Genomic DNA, 22,759 nt, shown 5'->3' on the forward strand with positions numbered 1-22,759 from the left:
CTGAACTCAATTTGATAGAAGGATTAGAGACATGACTGACACCTACACCATCCGCGCCAAGGCAAAGTTCACCAGCCGGGCTCTGCTTTTCGTCAGCCAGCCGGACTCGTGCCGGTTCCCGACGTGCGATGAAAAGTTCATTCCGGAGAGCCTGACTGAACTGCGCAAACATCTGCTCCTTCCCGCTATCAGCAATGGCAAGCCCTATATTCCGGGCTCGTCCATTCGCGGTGCCCTGCGGGGTCACGCCTACAAGGTCCTTTTGGAAACCGCCGACGAAATGAAGGGCGAATACCAGAAAGTCCGCTTCGCCCAGATGGTCATCGATACCAAGGGTGGCGTTACCGTCCCGGCGTCGGAAAGCATGACCTATGAGGCGATCGATCGCATCCGTGACAACCGTCCGATGATCGACGCTTTCGGCTGTAACACGCCGGGGTTCATCGCGGGCCGCCTCATGGTCGGCGGTCTCTTTCCCGCCACGGACAATTACAAGCTCACCCCCCTGCCGGTGAATCGCAAGAATCCGCTGCGTGAACAACCCAACCTGTTCAATCGCCTGTCCGACCCGGAAGCCATCCGGGAATGGGAGGAAAGTGGTCGTGCAACTTCGGATGCGAGCGCTGAAGTCCGTTCGCTCACCAAGCAACTGAAGTCCGCCACCGATGCCACTGAAAAGGAGAAGTTGGGGGAGGACCTCAAGAACGCCAAGGAAAAGGTGAAGAACAACAAGAGTGCGAAGGCGGACGAACGCAAGGATGATGTGCTCGCGGCACCGGCAGAAGCACTGTCCTATGTCCACACGCATCCGAGCGACTATGCCATGGCGTTCCCCAGCGAACTGGAATACGACCACTTGATCCACATCAACGATGCGCCGACGAAGACCATTGGTCTCATTTTGGCCGGGATCAAGTCGTGGGCAGCCATGGGTATCGTGGGCGGCAAGGCCGCTTCGGGCGCGGGCGGGTTCCTCGAAGGCGAATACGAATTCGAAAAGCTCGTCGACAACAAGTGGGTGAAGTTCACCGACGAAGAGTGGGCCGTCTTCGCAGCGCAGTGCCACGAAGATTTCCGCAATGGCGTCGCTACCGCCGACCTCGCTTTCTTGGGTTGATCCTCCGATGAATATTGTTCCTTCCTCCGATGCTCGCGATCAGATCGTTCATCTCACTGAAATGGCGTTCCGTGAAAATGGTCCTGTCCATAGGGTCATGGGCGGCAAATGGCGGAAGGAACAATATTCCGCTGCCGTATGGCATGCTCGCTTTCTTCAAGGCGAGCAGCCCGGAATCAAGGCGGCGGCGGCGGACCGTGCTCTGCTGGGCATTGCTCAATGCCCAGCAGGAACCGGCAAGACCCTCGCGATTAGTCTCACGCTGGCGATTATGTGCTTGCTCACTGGTCGACGTGGTATGATCTCGACCTATTCGATCTCGCTGCGGCACGATATCGCCGAAAATCAGGCGAAGATCGACGCAATCCTCGGTGACCTCGCTAATGAAGCCAACCTCCCCTTCAAGCGGCAGATCAAATTTGCCGAATATAGTTCAGCGTCGGAATGGCCTTCGCTGAAGACCGCTCGCGCTATCGCGGAGGACAGCAAGCGAGATCAGTGGCCCGAATATGAGGCGCGCAAGGCAAAGGAATATCTGGAATGGGTTGAGGCCGGATATGCATCTGCACGCGAAAACGTTCGGATGCCCCGCCTGCGAGACTGGCTCGACTATAATGACCGCCTGCCGTCCGCGCCGGGTCATATGGCACAGCGCTCCAGCTACGCAATAACATCTGAAGAACTCAGGGCGACCGCACCGACGTCGGGCGATACTCAGTCCTATGAAGACGCCGCGATCGCACGCGAAATCGCCGCGCGGAACGCAAGCATGCTCACTACGGGCAGCCCGCTGGCCGATATTCTCGTCATCACGCATGCGATGTTTCTCAACGATGGTATGCGGATCGAACGCTTCGACCAGCAGGGCAATCACATTCGCGGCACCCGACCAACGCTCTATTCGGCGCGCGGCGACATTGAATTTGTCGTCATCGACGAAGCCGATCTCTTGCATGAAATGGCGGAGAACATGGGCGACATAATGCTCAAAATCGAGGATATCTCGAAACTGATATGGCAACTTGGTGAACTCGGCGATCGCCGCAAATCCAATGTCGCTCAGAAGAAACTGGATGACCTGCTCCTTTACATTGCGGCGCAAGTCCGCAGTGACACTACCGAGATCGACACTGACGAGAAGCAGGATGCGACCCTTTTGCATGTCAACGGACTTTTCGACGCCATGCATTATGCTATGAAAGCCGTCGAAGAGAAGGACGCGGACGCCTTCGAAATCACGGAATGGTATGCGCGTGTCGCCAAAGCCCTTCATAACATCCAGAGCTTTCTCACGCATAGTGGTCCGCGCAATCGCGTAAACGCGCAGGAAGCACTGAGCGTTCGCCTTCTGGTTGAAAGCGAACGCATCGATGGCGAAATATTCATTAAGGCATTCGGGACCAAGCCAACCCGCTCCAGCGGCGCGATCAATCTCGCATGGCAATTTTCGAAATCGCGCAGCTATCGGCGCATATCCTTCTGGTCGGCAACCATCGAAGGGTTCAGCCAGAACGCTGCCCGAACGGTCGAGTTCACGCGGTTTCAGCGCCTCGTCGGCATCTGGAGAAATGACATTCTCTTCGAGAGCCTGCGCGTGAAATCGACCAACCATGGAGCGATTGACACTCTGACCATCGTCGACCCAAAACAGTGGATCGAACTGTCGCCCGGCCTTGGAACTCGTGTCCCGACTGAGGGAACTCGCCCCAATAGCTCGATGACCAACCATAACCCCCAGCACAGCCAAATGCTGGCTCAGATCGCGACGCGACTGACCGAAGAGGGCAACGGGCGAACGCTGTTCCTGTTTAGCAGCTTCTTGGCTCTGCAAATGGCGCATGACGCCTTGCCAGAACATGTGCGCAAGAAAGTCATCCTTCAGACTGCGGGTATGTCCGTTGCCATGCTGAAGGCCAAGTTCAAACAGGACCCGACGGCAATATGGTTCGGAGCTAACTGGTATGGCGTGAATCTTGTCGACGACGTCACAAACGAAACGATGGTCAAGACCATTGTCGTAACGAAAACTCCAATTCCGCCACCAAGCCCTGCAAAAAACGCTGGGCGCTCCACAAACGCTGGCGAGGATGATTTCGACAAGGGGGCGGCTAAGCTTATTCAGGGGATTTTCCGTGGAATCCGATCAGCAAAGGATCGACCGGACGTCTGGCTTTGCGATCCTCGCATGCCGGTCTTCGATGACCTGCATGACGAACTGCGTCGCATGCGCATTTCGCCAGTCATCCCCGACACCAACCAAGGCAACAAAGCCCTTTGGCAGAAATTGTCGCAAGCAGTTCCGGAATATCTGTTCCGAAAATCGCGGATCAATGTGGTGCGCACTATCAGTCCCCTTAACATTGCAAACTGAAAGGAACGATCATGGCAGAAACCAATCTGGATAGATGGTCATCCAGCGATATTCACGCCGATATCCTCGCCTACATGCGGCCGGGCAGGGATTACCAATCAGTGGACATCCATGCCTATCTGATGGCGGACTATGAAGGCCTGACCACGAACACGATGTCATGGGCCTTGGTCGAACTCCAGAACGCCGCGCGAAAGCGCGGTCATCAGGCCGGGGATGGACCGATCACCAGAATTAGACGCGGCGTTTATCGCAAGCACTAAAAATAGCCCGCTGGATCATTCCAGCGGGCTATTTTCTAAATCAATCCCATGTTCTCTCAGCATAGGAACCCAGATAGGGTTCCCTCATATTCGGAGGGCTAACGACCCTTTTGTTACCGTAGATACCCGCGAAACGGGTATCCTCATCTGGAGACGGTAGCGACCAACGGTCCTTGTTGTTGTCGTAGGCACCCATTTCATGGACACCCTCATCGTTCTGGATCGGTTGCAATGAATGGCTGCGGTTGTCGTAGGCACCCATTTCTTGGGTACCCTCATCCGCAGAAATATCAATTTCACTGCAATATAGTTGTCGTAGGCACCCATTTCATGGGCACCCTCATTTCGACGATCAGTTCGCCAGAACTGGCGCGGGTTGTCGTAGGCACCCATTTCATGGACACCCTCATTGCATTGACCAAGGCCGTGACCGTCTGGGCGGTTGTCGTAGGCACCCATTTCATGGGCACCCTCATTCGTGCCGACACGCTGCCCGACGCAACGGGCGTTGTCGTAGGCACCCATTTCATGGGCACCCTCATTTGATCTTTACCTAAACTTTTGAAAGAGCCTGTATTTCTGCCGCCAAAATAGCACGAAAATCGCGATAGACAACCCGTTTTGTGACGTTAGCTGACATTTTTCCGGAACCAGATCGGAGTTTCCCATCGCAATAAATACTAAATGGACGATAATACTGGCTGCACGAAATTCAAACACAATAGCGGTGAACTTTGGCTGGGAGATTGCCTTGAGCTAATGGCAGAAATTCCATCCGAGAGCGTCGATCTTATTCTTTGCGATCTCCCCTATGGCACGACACAAAACAAATGGGATGCGGTGATCCCATTCGATGCCCTCTGGGATGAGTATCGGCGCATATGCAAACCAAATGCCCCAATTGTCCTCACGTCAGCGCAACCGTTCACAAGCGCGCTGATATCGTCGAACCCGAAGGAATTCCGCTATTCTCTTGTGTGGGACAAAGTCGGGACGACCGGATTTCAGAACGCCAAGAACCGACCGCTGCGTCGGCATGAGGACATTTGTGTCTTTTCGAAGGCCAAATCGACCTATAACCCCATTATGGAGGTGAGGGGGAAACCGAGAAAAAAAGGCGGGAAGCGCGACGATAAGGGATGTTACAATCCCATCGCTGAGCATGAGACATTCAACAACGAGTATTATCCGACCTCGATCATCACGATTTCGAATGCATCGAAAAAGGGCATCATTCACCCGACGCAAAAACCAGTGGCCTTGTTTGAATATCTCATCAGGACATACTCGGACGAAGGCGCACTGGTTCTTGATAATTGCTCAGGAAGCGGAACGACTGCAATTGCCTGCATGGAAACGAACCGCAAATGGCTTTGCATCGAGCGGGACGAAGCCTATTTCGCACAGTCGCGTGAGCGGATAGAAGCGTTCAAAACGGACTATTCCGATGATTTACCGCCTGCGTGATGGGCCGCTTACATGCGGATAACCCACATAGTGCATGACCTCACGCAGCGTGCGGAATTTCCGCCAGAGGATGACACGGGAGCGATAGTAATACAGCGCTTCCCGACCATTCTCCTCTTTCACCGTCATATGGCTCTCCGACAGCCATGCGTTGAAACGATCACGGATGGAAGGGAGCGCACGCAGAACAATCGAAGGCTTCCGTTTGGCACGCTTGTGCTCCTCGTATAGCTCGACGCAGTGGCTGAAACGAGGCCAGATCGATGGCCCACGCTTCGTGATGCCGTCGACACGGAAGCACACCATATTGAACCGTTTTCCGCTGCCTCCATAGCGATACATCGACATATCATCGAACTTATGGGCTGAGAAAATGAACGAGATCAGCATAGCCAACGCGACCTCCTCGGGTGACGGCGCGTGATCGCTCAAAATTTCACCGACCACTTCGGCTTCCGTCGGGAAAAGCTCGGCGTAATGGTCCTTGAACCAGTTGAAAAATGGACACCCGCGCGACCACGAAGTGAAAGTGAACATCACCACCGCACCGGGAAGCAGATTGGGCGTGAGGCTGCGTTCTGCCCACAATCCAATGCCCCGAGTCAAAGTCGACATCAGATCGAGGTTCACAAGGTCATAGAAACGCTGAGGTGAAAATTCCTCGATGTCCGACCCGTAGATGTTGATCCTGCCGGACATAGAGCGCCCGGAGTGGACCAACTCGTCACGTAGCCGCGCCATCGAGAAAATGTCATTGGTATTACGTTCGACCAGATCAATGCTGCTCGACGGCACGATGACATCATTCTCAAGCATATCCTTGACGCACAGCGCTTCGGGACCGGAAAGCGCCAACAGGCTAGAATAGGGCGGCTTGGGGAGATTGGTGCGCAGGATCGCCCGCGCACCGGCCTTGGCTGGATTGTCGAACATGCCGATCACCCCTGAGCATCGTGGAAGTAGCTGTTGTAGTCGGCTTCGGTGAGCGCGGTGCCGCTGTCGATCTCGATCGAATAGGCATCGATCACCTTGGTGGTGAGGAACCGGATACGAGCGATTTCGAGCTTGCCGCCGTCGGGTTGGTTGAAACCGATCTGGAGGCGGCGAACCTTGCCGTCCCATTCGGTCCAGCGATCATTGGTGCGCGACTTGATCCGCTCCTGCATCTTACCCTTGGTCTGATACAGGCCGTCGTTGCGGCACTCGATCCGACCAAAGCCGTGATCGAAGCACTCGTAGCCTTCGAGGTCGTTCCGCTGCTGGGAATCACCCGGCAGAAGCATTTCGGCATCAGGGCCGTGCAGACGGCGGAGATCGCGGTTGATCGCGTCACGTTCAGGAGCAAACAGCCCCACGAAATCGAAGAATGCGGTCGGCTTGCCGTCGAACAAGGCAACATACGGGTTTTCAGGGTTGGCGATCCCCTTGGCCTGCCGGAGACGCGACGTCGCCACAGCGCGCTTGGTCTTGTTGATGCCGCCCTCTTCGGTGGTGATATTAGCGAGAATCGCGGCCTCAAGGCGCGCCTTGAGAGTCGGATAGGAAGCGGCGGCGATATCGAGGTAGGCGGTGCTACGACGAACCATGTGGTTGCACTCCGATGCGTGGCGGGTGTTGGGACCGATGGACGGACGGGAAATCCGACGCCCCTTGGTCGCATAGTCATGACGATTGAGGGCAACAGCTTCGGCGTTGTAATCGCTAAGGAAAACTACGCGGTCAGGCGTGTATCCGGTCGCACGGCCGACCGTGCCCTGCTCGGCGGCAGTTTGGCTGGACTTGAAAGTGAAGTCGAAAAACATCTTGATGACCGGAGGCACACGATCTGCCCGTCGACCGGCACCTTTGACCACCACGATAAAATAGCTGTCAGGATTTTCTTCGAGATAAGCATCGATGAATGCAGACAGGGTCTGCTTCGAATTATCGCGCTCAGAGAATTGCAGCACCTTGATGCCACGTTCCTCCAGAATAGGGACGGCATGCTTGTTGAAGAAATTCGTGCGTTCAGCAGTGTCAAACCGAACGAATGAGCCCTGCCCGCCGTTGAAGGCCATACCATTGAGGCCGAGCCTCTTGGCATTTTTGCATGTCGGAGGGGCAAGAAGCAAGTCCGCCAGCGCCACTCCAAGTGAACGCACCATCTGCACCGGCACAGTCTTGGATGCCTTTTTCAGATGGGTCCGGAGATCGGTAAGGGTAAAATCCTCCCAAATGGAATGCTTGGTCAAGCGCGCGAGCTTCGAATAGCTGTTTACTGGCAACTGTTTGCCTTCGAAATAGCCGAAATAGCCGCTGTTCGCCGCCATCTTGACTTCAACTTCGGCGAAGGTGCCCTGCGCACGCAGCCGATCGAAATGATAGGTCGTCGCAGTAATCAACACCAACCGAACGTCAAAGCCTTCGCCTTCGAGGCGCGCGATCATACGCGCCAAGATGGAATTACGGCCGATCGCCTCGTCGGCTTCATCCACGAAAAGAACGATCGACGTCTTGCCGTTTTGGACGGCGGCTTCGATTACCAGATCGAGATTGCGCACCGACGACCTGCGGATCATCGGCACGAAATCGTCTGCGCCAACGAGATCATAGATGCTTTCGCAGCCCTTGATCTGGATCGAGCCGTGCAGAGCCTTGAAGTATTCAAAATCCCGCTGGGTTTCAGTGTCGCCAGTAAGGCGGGTGGGATTGACGATCACCGACATTTCTTCGGGGCGGAACTTGGCGCACCACATTGCATGATGCGCAGCCGCAGTAATCACCGTGATGGTTTTACCCGATTGGGTCGGGGCACTGAACAGCACGTCGCGGTTCTCTCGAACGGCCTTACTAAGACGCAAAGCCGCATCGATTTTGTCCGAATAAACGAGAGAACCCGGAAGAACGCGAAACATGCCGTCATCCCGCGTTTGATTGTATGCTTCCCACATGTGCGTGAGCACCGGCCCCTTCGGCGGCAATTGTGCCTTCCGAATTTCAAAGCGATCATCGAGACCGTGTCGCTTGGCGGCATCGTTCAACACCTTTACGATACGGGTATCATATTCTTCCAGCATTTCACTAATGACTGGGCGATTCACCGTATCGCCCAGCAACTTTGCGCGAGGGTTACGAAAAGGGCTGTTCGAGAGCAGCTTGGGATCGAGCTTGGGTGCGGCTTCAACTTCGGAGACTGCGCGACGGGCTTCCGGTGCCTTCCTCATTATCAAATCTCTCTTCATCAAATGTGGTATTGCTCAAATGTGAGCCCGCTATACCACGTTTGATGAAGTGTTCAATACACTTTATTCACTAAAATCAGCAGACGAATACTTCGCCCTTAGCGCTCTCCAGCATGAGATCGAACGCCTTTTCGATCTTGCTGGGGAAGTTGCTCCAAATTTGCTGGACGCGCGCACGCTTGCGAGGATCGGCAACCAGTTTGCTGTCAGGGTCGAGTTCGTCAAACACCTCCCGCAGCGGGTTCAATGTGACCCTTCCGGTGATGATATATTGGACGAACGTTTCGTAGAACCATTCATATTGGCTCACGAGCGCCCCCTTGCGCGCCGATGCCATGGTCCCAAGCTGATGACCGATCAGCTTGCCGTAGATTTCCTCATAGTCGTTGGCGAAAATCCGGCCATATTCCGTGCTCTCATCGGGCCACTGCGTTCCATAAGCCTGAGACACCAGCGTGCGGATGAAGCGCTTGAACATGGCCATCACTTCCCATCCCGCATCGCTGCCGAGCTTGCCGCCCATCAATGCGTGAGCAATGCGATGCGCGACCGCCCAAGGGCTTTTGAGAGTGATTTTGTGCTCGTCCGACAGATTGTTCGTCAGGACAATCGTAATGGCATCTGACGTCTGCTGTGCCTTGATTGCAGTGGCGGCCTTCTCACCGAGCTTCCGCACGATCCACGCATCATCGACGTGGCCGATGAATGAAGTGGGATCATAGTTCGGCGTCGTGCTCTGCCAGAAATAGAGCGAGAATTTCACGGACGTGCGCCCGAACGCTTTGTTCACGGCCTGCATGACGCCGGGGTCACGGATCGCCCGCTTATCCACGTCGGAGAAATGCTTTCCATCCATTTCATAGCCGGTGAACTTGGAAATCATCTCGGCTTCGTTCTGATCGAAATCAGAATCGATTGTCCAATTGGTGATCGGGGCTTCAAAAAGGGCAGTGAGGTCCATGGGTTATTTATCGGAACATAGCCAAAGCTGCTTCACCAAAGACCCTGATATCAGCCCGCTCGATGTTCGTGAAGTCGCTCACCACGATCGGCTGCGCACATTCGTCATTGTCTTCATAAGGACGCTGAGCGACCATCCTGCCAGCGTAGAATTGCTGATAGGAGACGGGATGGGCGTAGCGCCAGTCCTCCGGAGCTTCCCCCTCGGAAATCATGCGAATGAAGCCGATTGGCTGATCATCTTCGACAGTGCAGCCAGTCTCTTCATCGCATTCGCGATGACCCGCCTGCCTCGCCGTCTCCCCCGGCTCGATATGGCCACCGGAACACTCCATACCGCGACGCGCATTATTCGCCATCACCACCCCATCAGCAGAGACCGCCAGCATGAATGCAGTGCTGGTCAAATCGGCCGGGGATTCCTCCGCAGTGAGAACGAACTCAGCCCGGTTGGGCAAAGGCAGATAGGGTAGGTCATATTCGATATGGACGATCATATGTCACCTTGGTCTTAAGCAGCGTAGCGATTGATCTGCAACTGGTTGTCGTTGGCCCAGATACGAACCGCCTCCATCTCGTAATCGCGGGCCATACGGTTCGCAAAGCCCCTGATCTGGACGATCCGGTCATTGCGTGCATCCACCTCAATCGTGAGGGCGCGTTCCCAATCATGCCCCTTGCGACCGTCACGCACCTTCATGGTGAAGATGCCACAGTTGCCCGCCATACAACGCGGTTTATAGGACAGGACACAGTGCCGCATGCTGGTGCCTTCGGCAGCCAGTTCCTTAGTGGACAGGATTTCCCGCACGAGCCATTCGTGCTTATCGTTTCGTGTCTTGAACTGGCTGTCCTTCACATCGATACCGGCCCACACTGCGTTACCCAAAGCCTTGGTGCGCGCCATCTCGCGAACCCACTCTTCGTGGCCGCGCTTCAGCATGAGGATCGACCGCCCCTTGAGGGAGAAATTCCGGTCAAGATCATAGCGATGCTGGATGTAATCGACGAGATCGTTGACCTCGCGAACCGGTAGAGGATTTGCCGCAAAATAGCGAATGACGCTTCGCCAGAAATCCGACCAGATCGTAAAACTGGAGAGTTTGGTTGCAGCAACCGATCGCGCGACAGAATTACTCCCATTGGTCCGCGCAACGGCATAGACCAGCATTTCGGAGTAACCGAGGTCATAGGGGCATGTCGCGAGGACATGCGTCTCCTTCTTAGTCAGAATGCCTTTGAAGATATCCTTGAACAGCGAACGACCCTGCGCAATCGCGAAATAACTCTCGAAGATCAATTCATAGGCATCGACTTCACCGGCGCTGATCGAGCGGCGACGTCCCGTCTGCTTCCGATGCATGGGATGTTTGAGCCCGGCAGGCTGCCGGTCAATCCACACCTTACGGATATGGCGAGGAACGGGAAAGCTCTCGAACATATGCTGCGCATAGGCCAGCCCGATCGCATCATGATCGCGTGTTTTGAGCGGGCGATTGAACGTATCAGGGGAGCGCACAAGACGATCGGGGAATTTGTCTGCCAGCGCCCGACCGATCTCCAGTGGCGTGCGGGCAGCCGCACGAGCGGCTTCATCGATCCGCTGCGAACCACTCTTCAGAGATTGCATCACAGCCTGAGCGTCTTCGGCTTCGCGTGCTTTGATCATCTGAAGTTTGCTGCGGGGTTTCATATCGTGCCTCAAATAGTGACACGGGCTGGTCTCTACGCCAACGGATTCGAACCGCTGTCACCAAGCGTGGAAAGGGTTTGGCTCCTAGAAAACCTGCACCCCAGACGGCCGTCTTGACCTGATGGGTTCGACCCCATCACCCGTGATACCACCTTTTAGTAGATGATCAGATCGCATGTCAATTATATTTGGTGGTTCGTAGTTGGCCTACCACCCAAACTTTTCTAATTACTGTAGACACCCGCTTCATGGGTGTCCTCCTCGTCCGATACCGCACAGACCGTGCGTTTCACGTTGTCATAGGCACCCATTTCATGGGTACCCTCATCGGGATTATTGCAGAGGACAGGGATAGGATTGTTGTCGTAGGCACCCAATTCATGGGTGCCCCAATCTCATCTCATGCCAGTTTTGCTCGGCCCGCAGTAGTCGTAGGCACCCAGTTTATGGGTGCCCTCATCGCTATTCTGCCCGGATCGCGATCAGCGAGAGTTGTAGTAGGTACCCAGTTCATGAGCACCCTCATCAGTGACCAGCCGAACTATGGAAAGAAATGGTTGTCGTAGGTGCTTATTTCATGGGCACCCTTATTGCGGAAAGCATATGATGTGTGGATGTCGTTGTTGTCATAGGCACCAATTTCATGGACGCCCTCATCTGCTGCATATTAGCAGGCTAATGCCGTGTCATTGTCGTAGGCACCAAACATAGGTTCCCTCATCAATAGCTGGCATGGCCCGTTCGGCCAAGAAATTGTCGTAGTCACCCATTTCGTGGGTAACCTCATCAGTTCACAGGCCGATGGCTTAGCCGTGTAGTTGTTGTAGGCACATTCAACGTGCCCTTCCCAACGGTCGACGATGACCCATATACCTATCCATTTTTGTAGGAGCCAAACATTGCCCCCTCATCTCAGAACGAAAGTCTAGGATCAAACGAGACGTTGTCGCAGGCACCCATTTCATGGGCACTCTCATACGAAAGTATTTCCGGTCGATCGAAGCGCTAGTTGTCGTAGGCACTCATTTTATGAGCAACCCTCATCCGACGACCATGACCATGCGGGGGGACGTTTGTTGCCGTAGGCAACCATGGAATGGTTGCCCTCATCATCCGGACGAAGTCATGGATCGATCCGCAGTTGTCGTAGGCATCCATTTCATGGACACCCTCATCTGACCATGGAAGAGGTTGAGGCCGAATTGGTTGTCGTAGGCACCCATTCCATGGGCACCCTCATCGGTCAGACCTCAATATGATCAATAGATGACGTTGTCGTAGGCACCCATTTCATGGGCACCCTTCTCATACGCGGGAAGCGATCGGCGATCCCTCCCATTGTCGTAGGCACCCATTTCATGGGCACCCTCATCGTCGGCAATATGTGGGCCTTCGTCCGAGCGGTTGTCGTAGGCACTCAACGGTGCCCTCATCAAAAGGCTGTGCCGGGTCGGTCGAATTCAAGTTGTTGCAGGCACCCATTTCATGGGCACCCTCATCCCGAGCGCCATCAGGTTGACGCGGCTTTCTGTTGTCATAGGAACCCATTTCATGGGCACCCTCATCGCTGCCACTGAAAAACTGGCCGTTTACATAGTTGTCGTAGGCACCCAATTCATGGGTATCCTCATGCGGCGGCCTGAAGGCAGGAACAAACGTTCAGTTGTAGTAGGCACCCATTTCATGGGTTCCCTCATCTCCCAAACCCACGGGAGAGATCGTTTATGGATTATCGTAGGCACCCATTTCATGGGCACCCTTCATCATATCGCGCGCGACGCGTGCGATCCTTCAGTTGTCGTAGGCACCCGTTTCACGGGTGTCCTCATCCCAGTGCTTCGCACCTTCGTCGAATGTCGAGTTGTCATAGGCACCCATGAAATGCGTGCCCTCATATATCAGGCATCGTTGCTGGTCGGCCTACAGATTTATCACAGGCACCCACGTCATGAATACCCTCATCCTACGACGGTAACCCGGTCGGAGATGATCTGTTGTCATAGGTACCCATTCCATGGGCACCCTCATCATTCCGTCGACGAATTGATGGGGCTGGGAAGTGGTGGTAGGCACCCATTCCATGAGTGCCCTCATCTGCGCATCCACGATCCCGCCATAACGATCGAGTTGTCATAGGCACCCATTTCATGGGCACCCTCACCCCTCTTCCGCAGCCGCATTTGCCGCTTTGAGTTGTCGTAGGCACCCATTTCATGGGCACCCTCACCGTATTCAGACAGCGCGGCTACCGCCTACATGTTGTCGTAGGCACCCATTTCATGGGCACCCTCATCCGGGGAGAGGTTTGTCACTCCGAGATTTCTGTTGTCGTAGGCACCCATTTCATGGGCACCCTCATCGCCCGCGCCCATACGGCCCAGCGGATGCTCGTTGTCGTAGGCACCCATTTTATGGGCACCCTCATCCCGCTCGCGAAGGTGCTGATCTTGAATCGGTTGTCGTAGGCACCCATTTCATGGGCACCCTCATCTGATCATCTACTAACGATTTGAAATAGCCTCGGAAAACGCCTGATAGAGATCAGAAATTTCCCGCCATCTCATTTAAAACGAGACACGCTTGCGCATTTCGCAAAACCCTCTCGCATTGTCAATCACATCGCAGCGATATTACGTTTCCATACACTGAGGCCGCGACGATAATCGAATGCCTTCTGGATGAAGCGGAAATTGACCCGGCTCTTGAAGCCATGGGTCGCGAGACGCTCACGCACAAAGCCAATCACTTCATCACGTTCCATCTGCGTCAGCGGCCGTGCGCCATCTTCCAGCCCGTTCTCCTCGATCTTGTCCGAAATCGTCTCGATGAAGTCGAGCATCTCATCATCACCGAATTCCATGTGGATATGGAATGATCGACTGAGCATGGCTTGATCCAGTTCCGACGCATCGAGGTTGGAAATGAAAATCATCCGACCGCGATAGTCGATCTGGTTCGGAAGTCGGTTCATGATGATGCGCTGGACGTTCTGGATATCGGCGTCGAACGCCTCCTCACTTTCATCCTTGTCGCTGAGCAGCCCGCCCTTGATCTGATGCGCGAACAGTTCGAGATCACCCAACAGCGGCTCACTGCGAAGGATGCGCGACATGGCGTCGACCAGCCGCATACGCTTCTCGGGCTTCATTGCGGCCGTGTTGACTGTGTGCTTGTTATCGTTGCTGACCTCGCGGACCGGCTCGGTGTTGAGCGCGCCCTTCATCATGTTGACGCCATTGGGGTCGCCCCAGACAGAGTCACAGTCATCGAGAACCGTGAGGCCGTCGATCTGCTCGATGAACGTCCGATAGAGCGCTGCGGCCGTCAGGGAGCCAGTTTTCTTGATGAAATCGTCACCAACATTATAGCCGAGTTCCTTCAGCACCTTCATGACTCGGAACGTCTTACCAGCCGACGGCGCACCAGTGATGATGAGAGACTTGGCATGGCGCGTGCCGCCACTGGCGACCATCCGCACCTTCTCCTCCATGTCGAGATACTGCTCTTCCATGGTGCCCTTACCGGTATCGACTTCGTCGGCACGGACCATGCGTTCAACGCGTGCGAGAATTTGCTCCAGACCGGGAATTTGGAAGAAAGTGCCATTGGCACGACGAGCCATCAGAACAACGCCACCCTTCTTGGCGACCTTCTTCAAAGTCTCCAGTTCCTGCTGCTCACCATTGTCGGCGGCATTCTTGTTGTCATTCTCCGGTGCAGGCGCAGATGCTTCACGCAGCGCGCTCTCGATCACTCCGATCCGAGGTGAACGAATGAACTTCTCAAGCTGATTCACGGTCTCTTCCAATCCAGCATCTACCGGCAGATCGATCACATAGTCTGGCGACTTGTCGACATCGAGGATGTTCCAGATATACACCGATTGCGCGATTTTGGTACCCCGCGTCCACGAAACACCAATTGCGCGCGTCGACTGGTTCACTGCAAACACGACACCCAGATCGCCGGTGCCACCAACCGTGTAGACACGCCGGGAGCCACCATTTTGCTCAAGGTTGAACTTGGAGCGGAGGGCGTTGATCAGGTCACGGACCAAAATATTCGGAGTTTCGAGTTCGGTAAGGCGCATGCACTATTTATCAGATGGCAGCCGCATTAATGTTTGCGTTGGATTGTCCGTTATATATGGTGGCTCAAGTCAATCTGGAGAACAACAATGCGCGATGCCAAGGAATATCAAACAGTCTTCGAGGGCAAGTCTATCCCGGTCGCCGAAGCCCCTCGGGAACATCTCGAACAGGAACTGATGCGTGCCTACGACATGTTGAGCCACTTTGAACAAATGCTACTCCCGCTCACGCGGATGGCCGACCTGTTCATCAGCGGCAGCGACAAGGAACTCGACAAAATGCTCACCGCCGTTGAAACGGAATAATTCATAATTCGGGTTGACACCATCACGGCTCTACACTAAATACAGTTTCAGAGACGCATGATCGTGCTTCCTTCTCTCTATGGCTTATGAATAGCTGATCGATTTGTCTCAAATGCCCGCCTCGTGCGGGCATTTTTGTCTATGGACCCAATGGCGTGATAGAAGTGGGCCGATGATGCATAATGACGATTGCTTTAGCTGCGGGCGTGAACCAGCAGAGGTTGATGCGCACATCGATCAGGTCATCGATGGTGCGGGGCATATCGTCATGGGTATTCAGGCCGATCCCCCATTTGCATATACGGCAGGCCTGTGGGAAAAGGGCATGCCTGAGCTAATCATGTTCGGCCTTTCCGGCCCGACGTCGATGGCTATCCTCAATCGGGTGGTCGATCATATCAAGACCAATGGCATGATCAAAGATGGTGACCTGCTCGACGATATCGCCACCATGCCGACCAAAATTGGTGCCGTTCATGATCGGCATGTGGTCGAACACTTCAAGGTTGCATTCGAGCGTATCGAACGCGTCAAAGCCGAGGTGGCAGCCCCTTATGCGCTTCAGATCATTTGGCCAGACACGCAAGGCCGCTTCCCCGGCGATCCGCTGTTTGAAGACCGCTTCTCCGCGCGACAACCCTTGCTGAACGGGTGATCCATGAACGACATCCCTGTTGAGCTTCGGGCTTGGACCAGTTTCGAGCGCAGTACGCTACCCAAGCTATCCAAGGCCGACATTCAGCAGCGAGCCCGAGAACTCGGCGTGTCCTATGCTGAGATGAAGAAGGCCATGGCGTGGGTCGAAACCAACGAGGTATGGCTCAACAGCCGCTATCAGGTGAATATCGATCGCAACCCAGTGGTGGGCGATAACTGGCCGCCGATGATCCACCTGTCGATCAAGCGCGTCGATCGTGCGCCTGTTCACGATTGGCGGGACCTCCAGCGGATCAAAAATGAACTGGTTGGGACGGACCATGAGGCGCTGGAACTGTATCCGCGCGAGAGCCGCGTTGTCGACACGGCCAATTCCTACCATTTGTTCGTGTTCGCCGACCCAGAAGTCACTGCGCCGTTTGGGTGGACCATTGGTGGGAAGGTGAATGATAGCCGCGCCGGTGCTGTCCAACGGCCGATAGAAGAAGGGGCGGCCTAAGCCACCCCTTCACTATCATTCAGGCATCAATGACGAGATCAGGGACTTCCCGGCTCAGATAATCCCGATAGGGCTGAGGAAGACGGCGCGCCGCCCAGCCGAGCAGGTTGAGCAAACGCTGCTCACGCGGGCCATCATTCTCATCGGCGATCGCGCGCGCCCACGACGGCGGGATACGATCCAGCGTGCGCTTGAGCGAAGCCATATCGTCGTTCAGCGCCTCGATCGCGTCGACCGCCTCAAGCATCGTATGATGCTCCCACCCGGCCAAATGACCGGTTGACGCATGATTGCGGGCACCCTCGACATTCTTCGCCGCGACACGCAGGCGATCGACCAGCGAGGTCTCAACTTCAAATTTCGTCTTCATATCAAACCCCTACGCTATACCATTCATCATAGGTGAGAAGATCACCCTCTCGATAATTCAGACCAGTCTCCCGGCAGGCGCGAACGAACCCGGAGCACATGCGCTGCTCCCCTTTCTCGGCCGAATGACAGCCCCAGTTCCTGCCACTATCCCGCTTGATGCTCATGATCTCGTAGACCGATGGGACGCACCCGAGATTGATCGCTTGCTCGACTGCATCACTACAATCGAATGGGCATGTGTCGCACGCGCTCATTTCTCACCTGCTTGGGCCAGATGAAACAGCCGCCACCCCTCGTGCTTACCGCTCCACGATTTGCTCGACGGGATGTCATAATAGCCTTCGGCCCAGCATCGCGTGCAAGTCGCCGGATGCGCCGTGCAGTCACCACAATGTGAGGCCATCAGACCATTACGCAGGTATGGGCCGACCTTCTCGACCGAATGCGCAACGATATCCTCGATCTCGAACTGGGCTGCCGCGCCCTCCGCACGACGCAGGAAGTAGCGATAGTCCTTTTCCAGTTCTGGATCGGTCGCGATCTGGTCAGCGAAGCGCGCCAGCAGCTTTACCGCGATATCAACGGCATAGAGGCTGTCGCCGATATACTCGTCGAAATAGTAGCGGACTGCCGCCTCCCGATGCTGCTGATCAGACAGTAAAGGCGCAGTCGGATTGATCCGCGCCCTTGCTTCCATGATTTCGTTCGCGTCAGGCACTGGCCTGATCCCGACCATATTTGCGGAGCCACTTCTGGCACTTTGCCACCATCACGCGCTCAATGTCCGCCATGGTGGTCGCGGGATTGTCCAGATGGATGAGATCGAAGCAGCAGGCCATCACGTCGACGGCTTCTCCCAGAATGCCATCGACACCCATAGCTCCGTCGACCTCGTCCTGAAGCTCACGCACCTCGGTCTTGAGATGACGCATGACCTTATGCTTGCTGCGCCCATCATTGACCCGCAGGCCAAACCAGCGGACGATATCGAACAGGCCCGACGATGGCGGCCGGATAATCATGAGCGGAGTGTGATCAACAACGCCGATATCGAGCAACTGCGTCACGGCCTCCTCCGGCTTCAAGGGAAGACCGTCGTTGAAGATATCAATCGCATGGAGATTGTCAGCAACGCGCTTGAGAAGAGCCCAACTGTCCTGTCCTACTTCCACGCGCGGCATGTCCGATCCCGGATACCAGCGAATAGAAATGCTACCCAGACACTGGCTGTCATCATCCTCGAATTCATAGATCGCGATTTCCGAGTTCGCGCCGTTCGGAACCCAAGACGTGAGATCATGCGATCGAACAAAGCTCAAATATGTCACTTCAAATTCCTCAATTAAATCAAGCTACCCCACGACGATCCAACGGGATAGACCGGAAAGCCGCAACCGCGAAGCTGCTGCCTGACCCACTCCATCAGGACTTCGCGATCGGTATCGGCGAGCCACTTCTGCTCTGAATGAATGGTTGAAACGATACTGAACAGAATGTCCATGAGCTTGCGAGTGTCAGCAGACCATTCTCTGGGGTGTTGCTCGATATTGTCAGCGCCGTCCCCCAATTGGTGTCGATTAACCCGATCCGTGTTTCCCGCGAGAATTTCATCCAAAGTCTCATCGTCGACGCCAATGATCATGGCGAAGAGGGAGTGATGGATAGATTTTTCACGATATAGACGCTGGAGTCTCTTCGCTCTCTGGCTCTTGATCAACGCGTCCCATTCAATGTCACTGTCGTCCAAATCTCAAATCCAGTTTGTCAAATCCACAACTGGTTTAGGATGCCACCTCATCCCCATGCAATTTCTTTTGTTCCGCTCGGTATAGGTCTTCCTCCAGTTCCCGGATGCGCGCGAACAGACCAGCCCGCTCTCTTTCATATTGCCGCGCGAGCGTGTCGCTAGCGCGATATGCCTCATTCGCGGCATCGAGAGCCGAGCGCAGGCTCGACGTCACGACCTTCCCCTGTAGAGATCGCAGAGCCGTTGCGGCCCGTTCATACACCTCCGGCGCATGCTCGTGGCTATGCTCGTCCCAATCACCAGCGAGGACAAACTCGATCGCATTGATCGTTGCGCTAATCTGCGCCGGTGTGAGAGTGACTTTTTCGACATGCTTGGTAGTGCGTGACATGGCATTCCTCCATCGTGTTCATCACACTATAGCCAGCCTTTGAGCCGAATGTGCGCGAGGAGCCAAGAAAAATGCCGCAAGCGCTTCACGCGCGGGCACTTGCATCGATATCCCTTGAGGCGCACCACCCTACCCCTGATCCTCGACCAGATCGTGTGGCAATCGTCGCAATGAAGCCCGGAAGAGGAACCGGGCGCTTCAGGAATCCACTGAACCGCGTCGCTACCGCAGCCGACACACACCCCATTATGCCAGCGAGCATAGCGGCGCATGAACACAATGGGGTGGAGAAGCTCAAGCATCGAACTGATCGAGCAGCCGCTCGACGGATCGGCCATGGGTGACGGCCGGATCGCGGTGCAACTCGGTCTTCCAGCCGAAATCATCTTCCGGATCAGCGCGGTTCAGCATCATGGTATAGAGCCGACCAGCCCTGAACTGCTCGATGCGGCGCTCGGCGTATTCGATCACGTCGGCGGGATCGTAGAGGTAGTTCCCGCCGCTGGCGCAGCCCATGAAGTCGATGTCATGAAACGCCCACGCGACCTCTCCGGGCGTCGGAATGCGGCTGATCCGAAAGACCTTGTTGTTCGCGATGCAGTAGAAAAGGACCAGATGCGGATTGGCCATCTGCTCCATCAATTGATCTCTCAAATAGTTCGACATCAAATCCTCGTTACGTCTAGTTGATTTTGCGGCGCTGATAGGCGCTCAGGCGCTTGCCGACGACCTTGCCGACTGGCTGCCCTACCCTCCCCACGCACTTACCGTAGGAGCCCACAGCGCGGGCATCAGAGCCATACCAGAAGCCCCTGAACAGGTAGCGACCCGGCGTGCCATACTGGAGGTTACCCGACCGCCGGGCTTCCTTCGTCGAGACATGCAGTTGGACGACCAGTTGACCACGACCACGCCAGTCGCGGGTCATCATGAGCTTCGGAACCATCAGTCGTCCTTTCCGCTGCACACCGGGCACGGAAGCGTCGATGTGGGGCCGCGATAGGCCCGAACTTTGCGCTTACCGAAGCACATACCACAACGAGCCGATTTCAGCGCGGCAGCGATCCGTTCCATCATATGACTTCCTCCATGCCGTAAACCGTGTGCTCCATGGCGACGAGAACGAAATCGGATTCCTTCCCATCGATCCAGATGTTCCACGCGCGATCGTTATGCTCGCAACGCCGGGCATCCTTGTATGTCTCACGAGCCCACGCATCGACGGCATCGAGCGAAGCGGCAACCGCTTGGACCCCGCACGAACGGGCCTTTTCGATGCCATTGTCGTCGAACATTTCAACCAGATAGACGTTCATGACGGTTCCACCCGATGCTGGCCGCGCTCGATCATATAGGCGAGACAGTCACCCGTGTGCGGATGCACGCCATGCCATTTTCCAGCCTGACCACGCAACCAAGCAACGATGGCCTGACGCTCAGTGTCCGCAGTTTCCGGAACAATGTCTCTGACTTCCCCAGTCCATTCGCCTCGTAGAGCCCGGTTTGCGACGACCTGCGCCCAAGTGAACTCTTTCCCCTGAAAACCAATAGGGCCAGACGAAATGAGGCTCAGGGCGTCCCGCAGCGTCGCAATTTCCCGTTCTTGATCAGTCACCATATGCCTCCAGAATGAGACGGACCCGCCGCCCCATCATTTTCGTGAACAGCGGATGCTCTTTGGTTTCCTCATCCCATGACTGAATGCGAACGAAGAGATGACCATCGTCATCGCCGGTGATCACAGCGCCATCGTCGACGTCGGGTTGGAAAATGCGCGCCGCGCCCCCATCCTCAACGTCGACGATTTTGAACCCGCGCTCGCTCGTCGTTTCCAGAGTGGGCATGACGAAATCGATCTGCTGCCGGATCAGAGGTTGGTCATCCCGCCGTTCCGCCTCACGAACGAGGAGACGCGAAAGCACCTCCTGCATTTCTTCGGCATGGAGAGCGAACGCAGCGATGGCATATTCCCTCGCCCGCGTCAGATCATTGATTTCCGCATCCGCCTCTTTGCTGAAGTCGACATTGAGGCGCGAAATGGCTTCCGTCTTCGCAGCCCCCGTGTCGCACATCGCGGTGAGAAGCTCATTGAGCTTGCGCAACTCTTCGATCACGTCGCCATCCCTTTACTCTCTGCGAACGCCCGTGCGGCATCCAATTCCTCATCGAGGGATACTTCATGAACGGTGACGCGGAAAGTCCGGCCATCCTTCATCACCCGAAACACCGCATCACCCCCATCCATGATAGGGGGATGCGAGTAGCCGAAGGTCTTGAGCCTGCGGACGTGCTTCTGGATCGACCGCCCGAGGAAGAGCACGAGATCGGTCATGTCAGTGGGTCAGTTCCGACAGTTCGGCGTCGAAGCCGCGATCGATGACGGTGTTGTAGTCCGAGAGCCTGCAACAGGTCAGCTTGACCGTGACCCGCCCCGCGATGGTGTAGAACGTGGCCGGGAGTTGAGAAAGGCCCGCATCATTGATCGCACGCTCCGCCTGTGCACGGTTACGATAGGTCTGCATATCAATTACCTCCATCTAATGCAGACCCACCATACCACCAATTATGATTCAGTCAACAGATAGGCGAAACTGGTTTGTTCAAGATAGTCATCGCCCCGCGACTTCAGAACCTTCACCGAACCATCGTTCATCGTGAGCACGACCACATCAGCGAACCACATCGCGGCCTTGAGGGGATAGCGAACGATCAGTGACGCCACCGGGGCATCCGGAACGGCCGGGACCATGTGTTCCTCATGGAGCCCCAACACGAAAACCTTGCGGTGCTGATAGGTCAGTTCGCGGGCGGCGAGAATGGCTTGCTCAATAACCTGTCGGCCGAAGCTTTTGGCAGTTTCAAGCGACCAACCAAATTCCTCCGGAACATGCACACGCGCACCCGACAGCGGGCGGGGATCGAAATTCAAATCAGGCAGGTCCGACATAGTTCTTCAAATCCTCGTAAGCGAAGTCATAAATCGAAATAGAAGGCTCCATGCGCTCCCGCTTGCCATCGCGGCGGGTAACAATACCCACTTCATCCTCGGTAATCGTGAGCGCCACGGTGTGGGCGTCATCGGGTTTCCAGAGCAAAATGATTGCCTCGGCATCCCATGTCATCAACGGAACTGCGATCCCATAACCGACCATGCTCGCAAGGACTTCCATGGCAGTATCGATCACAGCCAAAGGAAGGGGGAGATCGTCACTTGCGAGCATTTCATGAAGCCGATCGATCAGCGGGTCATAAAGTTGCTGCACGCGATAGCACTCATCACTCCACCTCGTAATCCCATCCGCAACCACCCTCTCCTCTGGATGCTCGGGGATTTCCATCCACGAGGTGTATCCGTGCTTCATACCATTGACCCGCGCATATTCGGGATTGGAGGCCTGATAGAGAATCCCGACATCGGTCTTGATCGGGAAAAGGATAACGGGACGATCACCAGTTGGTGGATCGGTCTTGAGGTCACGCCACATGCGTTGGGCACTTTCCAAGCTGCACCGCGTGGACGTCGCCCACATACGGACTATATCGCGCCCTGTCTGGTCGCGATTGTGTATAGCTCGTCAGTTGCCCAGAGATGGCATATTCCTCGC

At 55.4% G+C, this 22,759-nt stretch carries 30 protein-coding genes; 9 read left to right on the forward strand and 21 right to left on the reverse strand.

Going from position 1 to position 22,759, the window contains the following annotated elements; genetic code table 11:
- Positions 1 to 31 precede the first annotated feature (31 nt).
- The 5 genes from AC0KVN_RS02760 (at position 32) to AC0KVN_RS02780 (ending at position 5,218) form a co-directional block, all read left to right on the forward strand.
- Positions 32 to 1,117, forward strand: coding sequence for an RAMP superfamily CRISPR-associated protein (locus AC0KVN_RS02760; RefSeq protein WP_483655611.1), 1,086 nt, complete (start codon positions 32 to 34; stop codon positions 1,115 to 1,117).
- Complete coding sequence (locus AC0KVN_RS02765) at positions 1,080 to 3,488, forward strand: helicase C-terminal domain-containing protein (RefSeq protein WP_483655612.1); 2,409 nt, start codon at positions 1,080 to 1,082, stop codon at positions 3,486 to 3,488. Before AC0KVN_RS02760 ends, AC0KVN_RS02765 begins: the two co-directional genes overlap by 38 nt.
- 11 nt (positions 3,489 to 3,499) lie before the next feature.
- Complete coding sequence (locus tag AC0KVN_RS02770; RefSeq protein ID WP_483655613.1) at positions 3,500 to 3,751, forward strand: hypothetical protein; 252 nt, start codon at positions 3,500 to 3,502, stop codon at positions 3,749 to 3,751.
- Positions 3,752 to 4,081: 330 nt separating this feature from the next.
- The gene (locus AC0KVN_RS02775; protein ID WP_483655614.1) at positions 4,082 to 4,297 is read left to right on the forward strand and encodes a hypothetical protein; all 216 of its coding nucleotides are present in this window, start codon (positions 4,082 to 4,084) and stop codon (positions 4,295 to 4,297) included.
- Between the two features lie 138 nt (positions 4,298 to 4,435).
- Positions 4,436 to 5,218 carry a DNA-methyltransferase gene (locus AC0KVN_RS02780; protein WP_483655615.1) on the forward strand — a complete coding sequence of 261 codons (783 nt, stop codon included), beginning with the start codon at positions 4,436 to 4,438 and terminating at the stop codon, positions 5,216 to 5,218.
- Here the strand turns inward: AC0KVN_RS02780 and AC0KVN_RS02785 are convergent.
- From AC0KVN_RS02785 to AC0KVN_RS02810, 6 genes are all read right to left on the reverse strand, one after another.
- Entirely contained in the window at positions 5,204 to 6,151 is a 948-nt protein-coding gene (locus AC0KVN_RS02785) for a hypothetical protein (protein ID WP_483655616.1), read from the reverse strand. The two genes, AC0KVN_RS02780 and AC0KVN_RS02785, sit on opposite strands and share 15 nt — an antisense overlap.
- A gap of 5 nt (positions 6,152 to 6,156) precedes the next feature.
- The gene (locus AC0KVN_RS02790; RefSeq protein WP_483655617.1) at positions 6,157 to 8,421 is read right to left on the reverse strand and encodes a DEAD/DEAH box helicase family protein; all 2,265 of its coding nucleotides are present in this window, start codon (positions 8,419 to 8,421) and stop codon (positions 6,157 to 6,159) included.
- A gap of 94 nt (positions 8,422 to 8,515) precedes the next feature.
- The gene (locus AC0KVN_RS02795) at positions 8,516 to 9,400 is read right to left on the reverse strand and encodes a hypothetical protein (RefSeq protein WP_483655618.1); all 885 of its coding nucleotides are present in this window, start codon (positions 9,398 to 9,400) and stop codon (positions 8,516 to 8,518) included.
- 7 nt (positions 9,401 to 9,407) lie between these two features.
- Positions 9,408 to 9,896, reverse strand: coding sequence for an NUDIX domain-containing protein (locus tag AC0KVN_RS02800; protein WP_483655619.1), 489 nt, complete (start codon positions 9,894 to 9,896; stop codon positions 9,408 to 9,410).
- A 14-nt stretch (positions 9,897 to 9,910) separates the two neighbouring features.
- Complete coding sequence (locus AC0KVN_RS02805) at positions 9,911 to 11,092, reverse strand: PcfJ domain-containing protein (protein WP_483655620.1); 1,182 nt, start codon at positions 11,090 to 11,092, stop codon at positions 9,911 to 9,913.
- A gap of 1,259 nt (positions 11,093 to 12,351) precedes the next feature.
- Positions 12,352 to 12,513, reverse strand: coding sequence for a hypothetical protein (locus AC0KVN_RS02810; RefSeq protein WP_483655621.1), 162 nt, complete (start codon positions 12,511 to 12,513; stop codon positions 12,352 to 12,354).
- A 792-nt stretch (positions 12,514 to 13,305) separates the two neighbouring features.
- On the opposite strand from AC0KVN_RS02810, the gene AC0KVN_RS02815 reads away from it, so the two are divergent.
- Positions 13,306 to 13,557: a hypothetical protein gene (locus tag AC0KVN_RS02815; RefSeq protein WP_483655622.1), complete on the forward strand. Its 252-nt coding sequence runs from the start codon at positions 13,306 to 13,308 to the stop codon at positions 13,555 to 13,557.
- Between the two features lie 149 nt (positions 13,558 to 13,706).
- On the opposite strand, the gene AC0KVN_RS02820 is transcribed toward AC0KVN_RS02815, so the two are convergent.
- A complete protein-coding gene (locus AC0KVN_RS02820) occupies positions 13,707 to 15,182 on the reverse strand; it encodes a hypothetical protein (protein WP_483655623.1) in 1,476 nt (491 codons plus the stop codon).
- Positions 15,183 to 15,269: 87 nt separating this feature from the next.
- Between AC0KVN_RS02820 and AC0KVN_RS02825 the strand changes: the two genes are divergently transcribed.
- From AC0KVN_RS02825 to AC0KVN_RS02835, 3 genes are all read left to right on the forward strand, one after another.
- Positions 15,270 to 15,488, forward strand: coding sequence for a hypothetical protein (locus tag AC0KVN_RS02825; protein WP_483655624.1), 219 nt, complete (start codon positions 15,270 to 15,272; stop codon positions 15,486 to 15,488).
- A gap of 172 nt (positions 15,489 to 15,660) precedes the next feature.
- Complete coding sequence (locus tag AC0KVN_RS02830; RefSeq protein WP_483655625.1) at positions 15,661 to 16,143, forward strand: DUF4262 domain-containing protein; 483 nt, start codon at positions 15,661 to 15,663, stop codon at positions 16,141 to 16,143.
- A gap of 3 nt (positions 16,144 to 16,146) precedes the next feature.
- Positions 16,147 to 16,644 carry a DUF7694 domain-containing protein gene (locus tag AC0KVN_RS02835; RefSeq protein WP_483655626.1) on the forward strand — a complete coding sequence of 166 codons (498 nt, stop codon included), beginning with the start codon at positions 16,147 to 16,149 and terminating at the stop codon, positions 16,642 to 16,644.
- Between the two features lie 19 nt (positions 16,645 to 16,663).
- Here the strand turns inward: AC0KVN_RS02835 and AC0KVN_RS02840 are convergent, their stop codons facing one another.
- The 14 genes from AC0KVN_RS02840 to AC0KVN_RS02905 form a co-directional block, all read right to left on the reverse strand.
- A complete protein-coding gene (locus AC0KVN_RS02840) occupies positions 16,664 to 17,014 on the reverse strand; it encodes a hypothetical protein (RefSeq protein WP_483655627.1) in 351 nt (116 codons plus the stop codon).
- 252 nt (positions 17,015 to 17,266) lie between these two features.
- On the reverse strand, positions 17,267 to 17,734 hold the full coding sequence (locus tag AC0KVN_RS02845) for a hypothetical protein (protein WP_483655628.1): 468 nt from the start codon (positions 17,732 to 17,734) through the stop codon (positions 17,267 to 17,269).
- Positions 17,727 to 18,344, reverse strand: a complete 618-nt coding sequence (locus AC0KVN_RS02850) for a hypothetical protein (protein WP_483655629.1) — start codon at positions 18,342 to 18,344, stop codon at positions 17,727 to 17,729. Before AC0KVN_RS02850 ends, AC0KVN_RS02845 begins: the two co-directional genes overlap by 8 nt.
- A 14-nt stretch (positions 18,345 to 18,358) precedes the next feature.
- Positions 18,359 to 18,763: a hypothetical protein gene (locus AC0KVN_RS02855; RefSeq protein WP_483655630.1), complete on the reverse strand. Its 405-nt coding sequence runs from the start codon at positions 18,761 to 18,763 to the stop codon at positions 18,359 to 18,361.
- 34 nt (positions 18,764 to 18,797) lie between these two features.
- Positions 18,798 to 19,154, reverse strand: a complete 357-nt coding sequence (locus AC0KVN_RS02860) for a hypothetical protein (protein WP_483655631.1) — start codon at positions 19,152 to 19,154, stop codon at positions 18,798 to 18,800.
- Positions 19,155 to 19,448: 294 nt separating this feature from the next.
- Entirely contained in the window at positions 19,449 to 19,793 is a 345-nt protein-coding gene (locus AC0KVN_RS02865; RefSeq protein ID WP_483655632.1) for a hypothetical protein, read from the reverse strand.
- 43 nt (positions 19,794 to 19,836) lie between these two features.
- Positions 19,837 to 20,100, reverse strand: coding sequence for a hypothetical protein (locus AC0KVN_RS02870; RefSeq protein ID WP_483655633.1), 264 nt, complete (start codon positions 20,098 to 20,100; stop codon positions 19,837 to 19,839).
- Positions 20,101 to 20,227: 127 nt separating this feature from the next.
- Entirely contained in the window at positions 20,228 to 20,470 is a 243-nt protein-coding gene (locus tag AC0KVN_RS02875; RefSeq protein ID WP_483655634.1) for a hypothetical protein, read from the reverse strand.
- Positions 20,467 to 20,772 carry a hypothetical protein gene (locus AC0KVN_RS02880; protein ID WP_483655635.1) on the reverse strand — a complete coding sequence of 102 codons (306 nt, stop codon included), beginning with the start codon at positions 20,770 to 20,772 and terminating at the stop codon, positions 20,467 to 20,469. Before AC0KVN_RS02880 ends, AC0KVN_RS02875 begins: the two co-directional genes overlap by 4 nt.
- Positions 20,762 to 21,268, reverse strand: coding sequence for a hypothetical protein (locus AC0KVN_RS02885; protein ID WP_483655636.1), 507 nt, complete (start codon positions 21,266 to 21,268; stop codon positions 20,762 to 20,764). Before AC0KVN_RS02885 ends, AC0KVN_RS02880 begins: the two co-directional genes overlap by 11 nt.
- A complete protein-coding gene (locus AC0KVN_RS02890) occupies positions 21,265 to 21,486 on the reverse strand; it encodes a hypothetical protein (protein WP_483655637.1) in 222 nt (73 codons plus the stop codon). The genes AC0KVN_RS02885 and AC0KVN_RS02890 overlap by 4 nt, the downstream gene beginning before the upstream one ends.
- 1 nt (position 21,487) lies before the next feature.
- Positions 21,488 to 21,676, reverse strand: coding sequence for a hypothetical protein (locus AC0KVN_RS02895; RefSeq protein ID WP_483655638.1), 189 nt, complete (start codon positions 21,674 to 21,676; stop codon positions 21,488 to 21,490).
- A 41-nt stretch (positions 21,677 to 21,717) separates the two neighbouring features.
- A complete protein-coding gene (locus AC0KVN_RS02900; RefSeq protein ID WP_483655639.1) occupies positions 21,718 to 22,101 on the reverse strand; it encodes a hypothetical protein in 384 nt (127 codons plus the stop codon).
- Positions 22,085 to 22,639, reverse strand: coding sequence for a hypothetical protein (locus AC0KVN_RS02905; RefSeq protein WP_483655640.1), 555 nt, complete (start codon positions 22,637 to 22,639; stop codon positions 22,085 to 22,087). The genes AC0KVN_RS02900 and AC0KVN_RS02905 overlap by 17 nt, the downstream gene beginning before the upstream one ends.
- Positions 22,640 to 22,759: the final 120 nt, after the last annotated feature.

The sequence above is a fragment of the Sphingobium sp. SG1 genome (assembly GCF_057063145.1).

Coding starts and splice junctions, on each gene's coding strand:
- AC0KVN_RS02835 (WP_483655626.1), top strand. CDS start 16,147: ATGAACGACATCCCTGTTGAGCTTCGGGCTTGGACCAGTTTCGAGCGC.
- AC0KVN_RS02870 (WP_483655633.1), bottom strand. CDS start 20,100: ATGGTTCCGAAGCTCATGATGACCCGCGACTGGCGTGGTCGTGGTCAA.
- AC0KVN_RS02775 (WP_483655614.1), top strand. CDS start 4,082: ATGGGCACCCTCATTTCGACGATCAGTTCGCCAGAACTGGCGCGGGTT.
- AC0KVN_RS02805 (WP_483655620.1), bottom strand. CDS start 11,092: ATGAAACCCCGCAGCAAACTTCAGATGATCAAAGCACGCGAAGCCGAA.
- AC0KVN_RS02895 (WP_483655638.1), bottom strand. CDS start 21,676: ATGCAGACCTATCGTAACCGTGCACAGGCGGAGCGTGCGATCAATGAT.
- AC0KVN_RS02790 (WP_483655617.1), bottom strand. CDS start 8,421: ATGAGGAAGGCACCGGAAGCCCGTCGCGCAGTCTCCGAAGTTGAAGCC.
- AC0KVN_RS02820 (WP_483655623.1), bottom strand. CDS start 15,182: ATGCGCCTTACCGAACTCGAAACTCCGAATATTTTGGTCCGTGACCTG.
- AC0KVN_RS02865 (WP_483655632.1), bottom strand. CDS start 19,793: ATGGAGCAGATGGCCAATCCGCATCTGGTCCTTTTCTACTGCATCGCG.
- AC0KVN_RS02800 (WP_483655619.1), bottom strand. CDS start 9,896: ATGATCGTCCATATCGAATATGACCTACCCTATCTGCCTTTGCCCAAC.
- AC0KVN_RS02905 (WP_483655640.1), bottom strand. CDS start 22,639: ATGTGGCGTGACCTCAAGACCGATCCACCAACTGGTGATCGTCCCGTT.
- AC0KVN_RS02880 (WP_483655635.1), bottom strand. CDS start 20,772: ATGGTGACTGATCAAGAACGGGAAATTGCGACGCTGCGGGACGCCCTG.
- AC0KVN_RS02875 (WP_483655634.1), bottom strand. CDS start 20,470: ATGAACGTCTATCTGGTTGAAATGTTCGACGACAATGGCATCGAAAAG.
- AC0KVN_RS02900 (WP_483655639.1), bottom strand. CDS start 22,101: ATGTCGGACCTGCCTGATTTGAATTTCGATCCCCGCCCGCTGTCGGGT.
- AC0KVN_RS02780 (WP_483655615.1), top strand. CDS start 4,436: ATGGACGATAATACTGGCTGCACGAAATTCAAACACAATAGCGGTGAA.
- AC0KVN_RS02890 (WP_483655637.1), bottom strand. CDS start 21,486: ATGACCGATCTCGTGCTCTTCCTCGGGCGGTCGATCCAGAAGCACGTC.
- AC0KVN_RS02785 (WP_483655616.1), bottom strand. CDS start 6,151: ATGTTCGACAATCCAGCCAAGGCCGGTGCGCGGGCGATCCTGCGCACC.
- AC0KVN_RS02840 (WP_483655627.1), bottom strand. CDS start 17,014: ATGAAGACGAAATTTGAAGTTGAGACCTCGCTGGTCGATCGCCTGCGT.
- AC0KVN_RS02860 (WP_483655631.1), bottom strand. CDS start 19,154: ATGTCACGCACTACCAAGCATGTCGAAAAAGTCACTCTCACACCGGCG.
- AC0KVN_RS02765 (WP_483655612.1), top strand. CDS start 1,080: ATGGCGTCGCTACCGCCGACCTCGCTTTCTTGGGTTGATCCTCCGATG.
- AC0KVN_RS02770 (WP_483655613.1), top strand. CDS start 3,500: ATGGCAGAAACCAATCTGGATAGATGGTCATCCAGCGATATTCACGCC.
- AC0KVN_RS02815 (WP_483655622.1), top strand. CDS start 13,306: ATGGGCACCCTCACCGTATTCAGACAGCGCGGCTACCGCCTACATGTT.
- AC0KVN_RS02825 (WP_483655624.1), top strand. CDS start 15,270: ATGCGCGATGCCAAGGAATATCAAACAGTCTTCGAGGGCAAGTCTATC.
- AC0KVN_RS02830 (WP_483655625.1), top strand. CDS start 15,661: ATGATGCATAATGACGATTGCTTTAGCTGCGGGCGTGAACCAGCAGAG.
- AC0KVN_RS02760 (WP_483655611.1), top strand. CDS start 32: ATGACTGACACCTACACCATCCGCGCCAAGGCAAAGTTCACCAGCCGG.
- AC0KVN_RS02795 (WP_483655618.1), bottom strand. CDS start 9,400: ATGGACCTCACTGCCCTTTTTGAAGCCCCGATCACCAATTGGACAATC.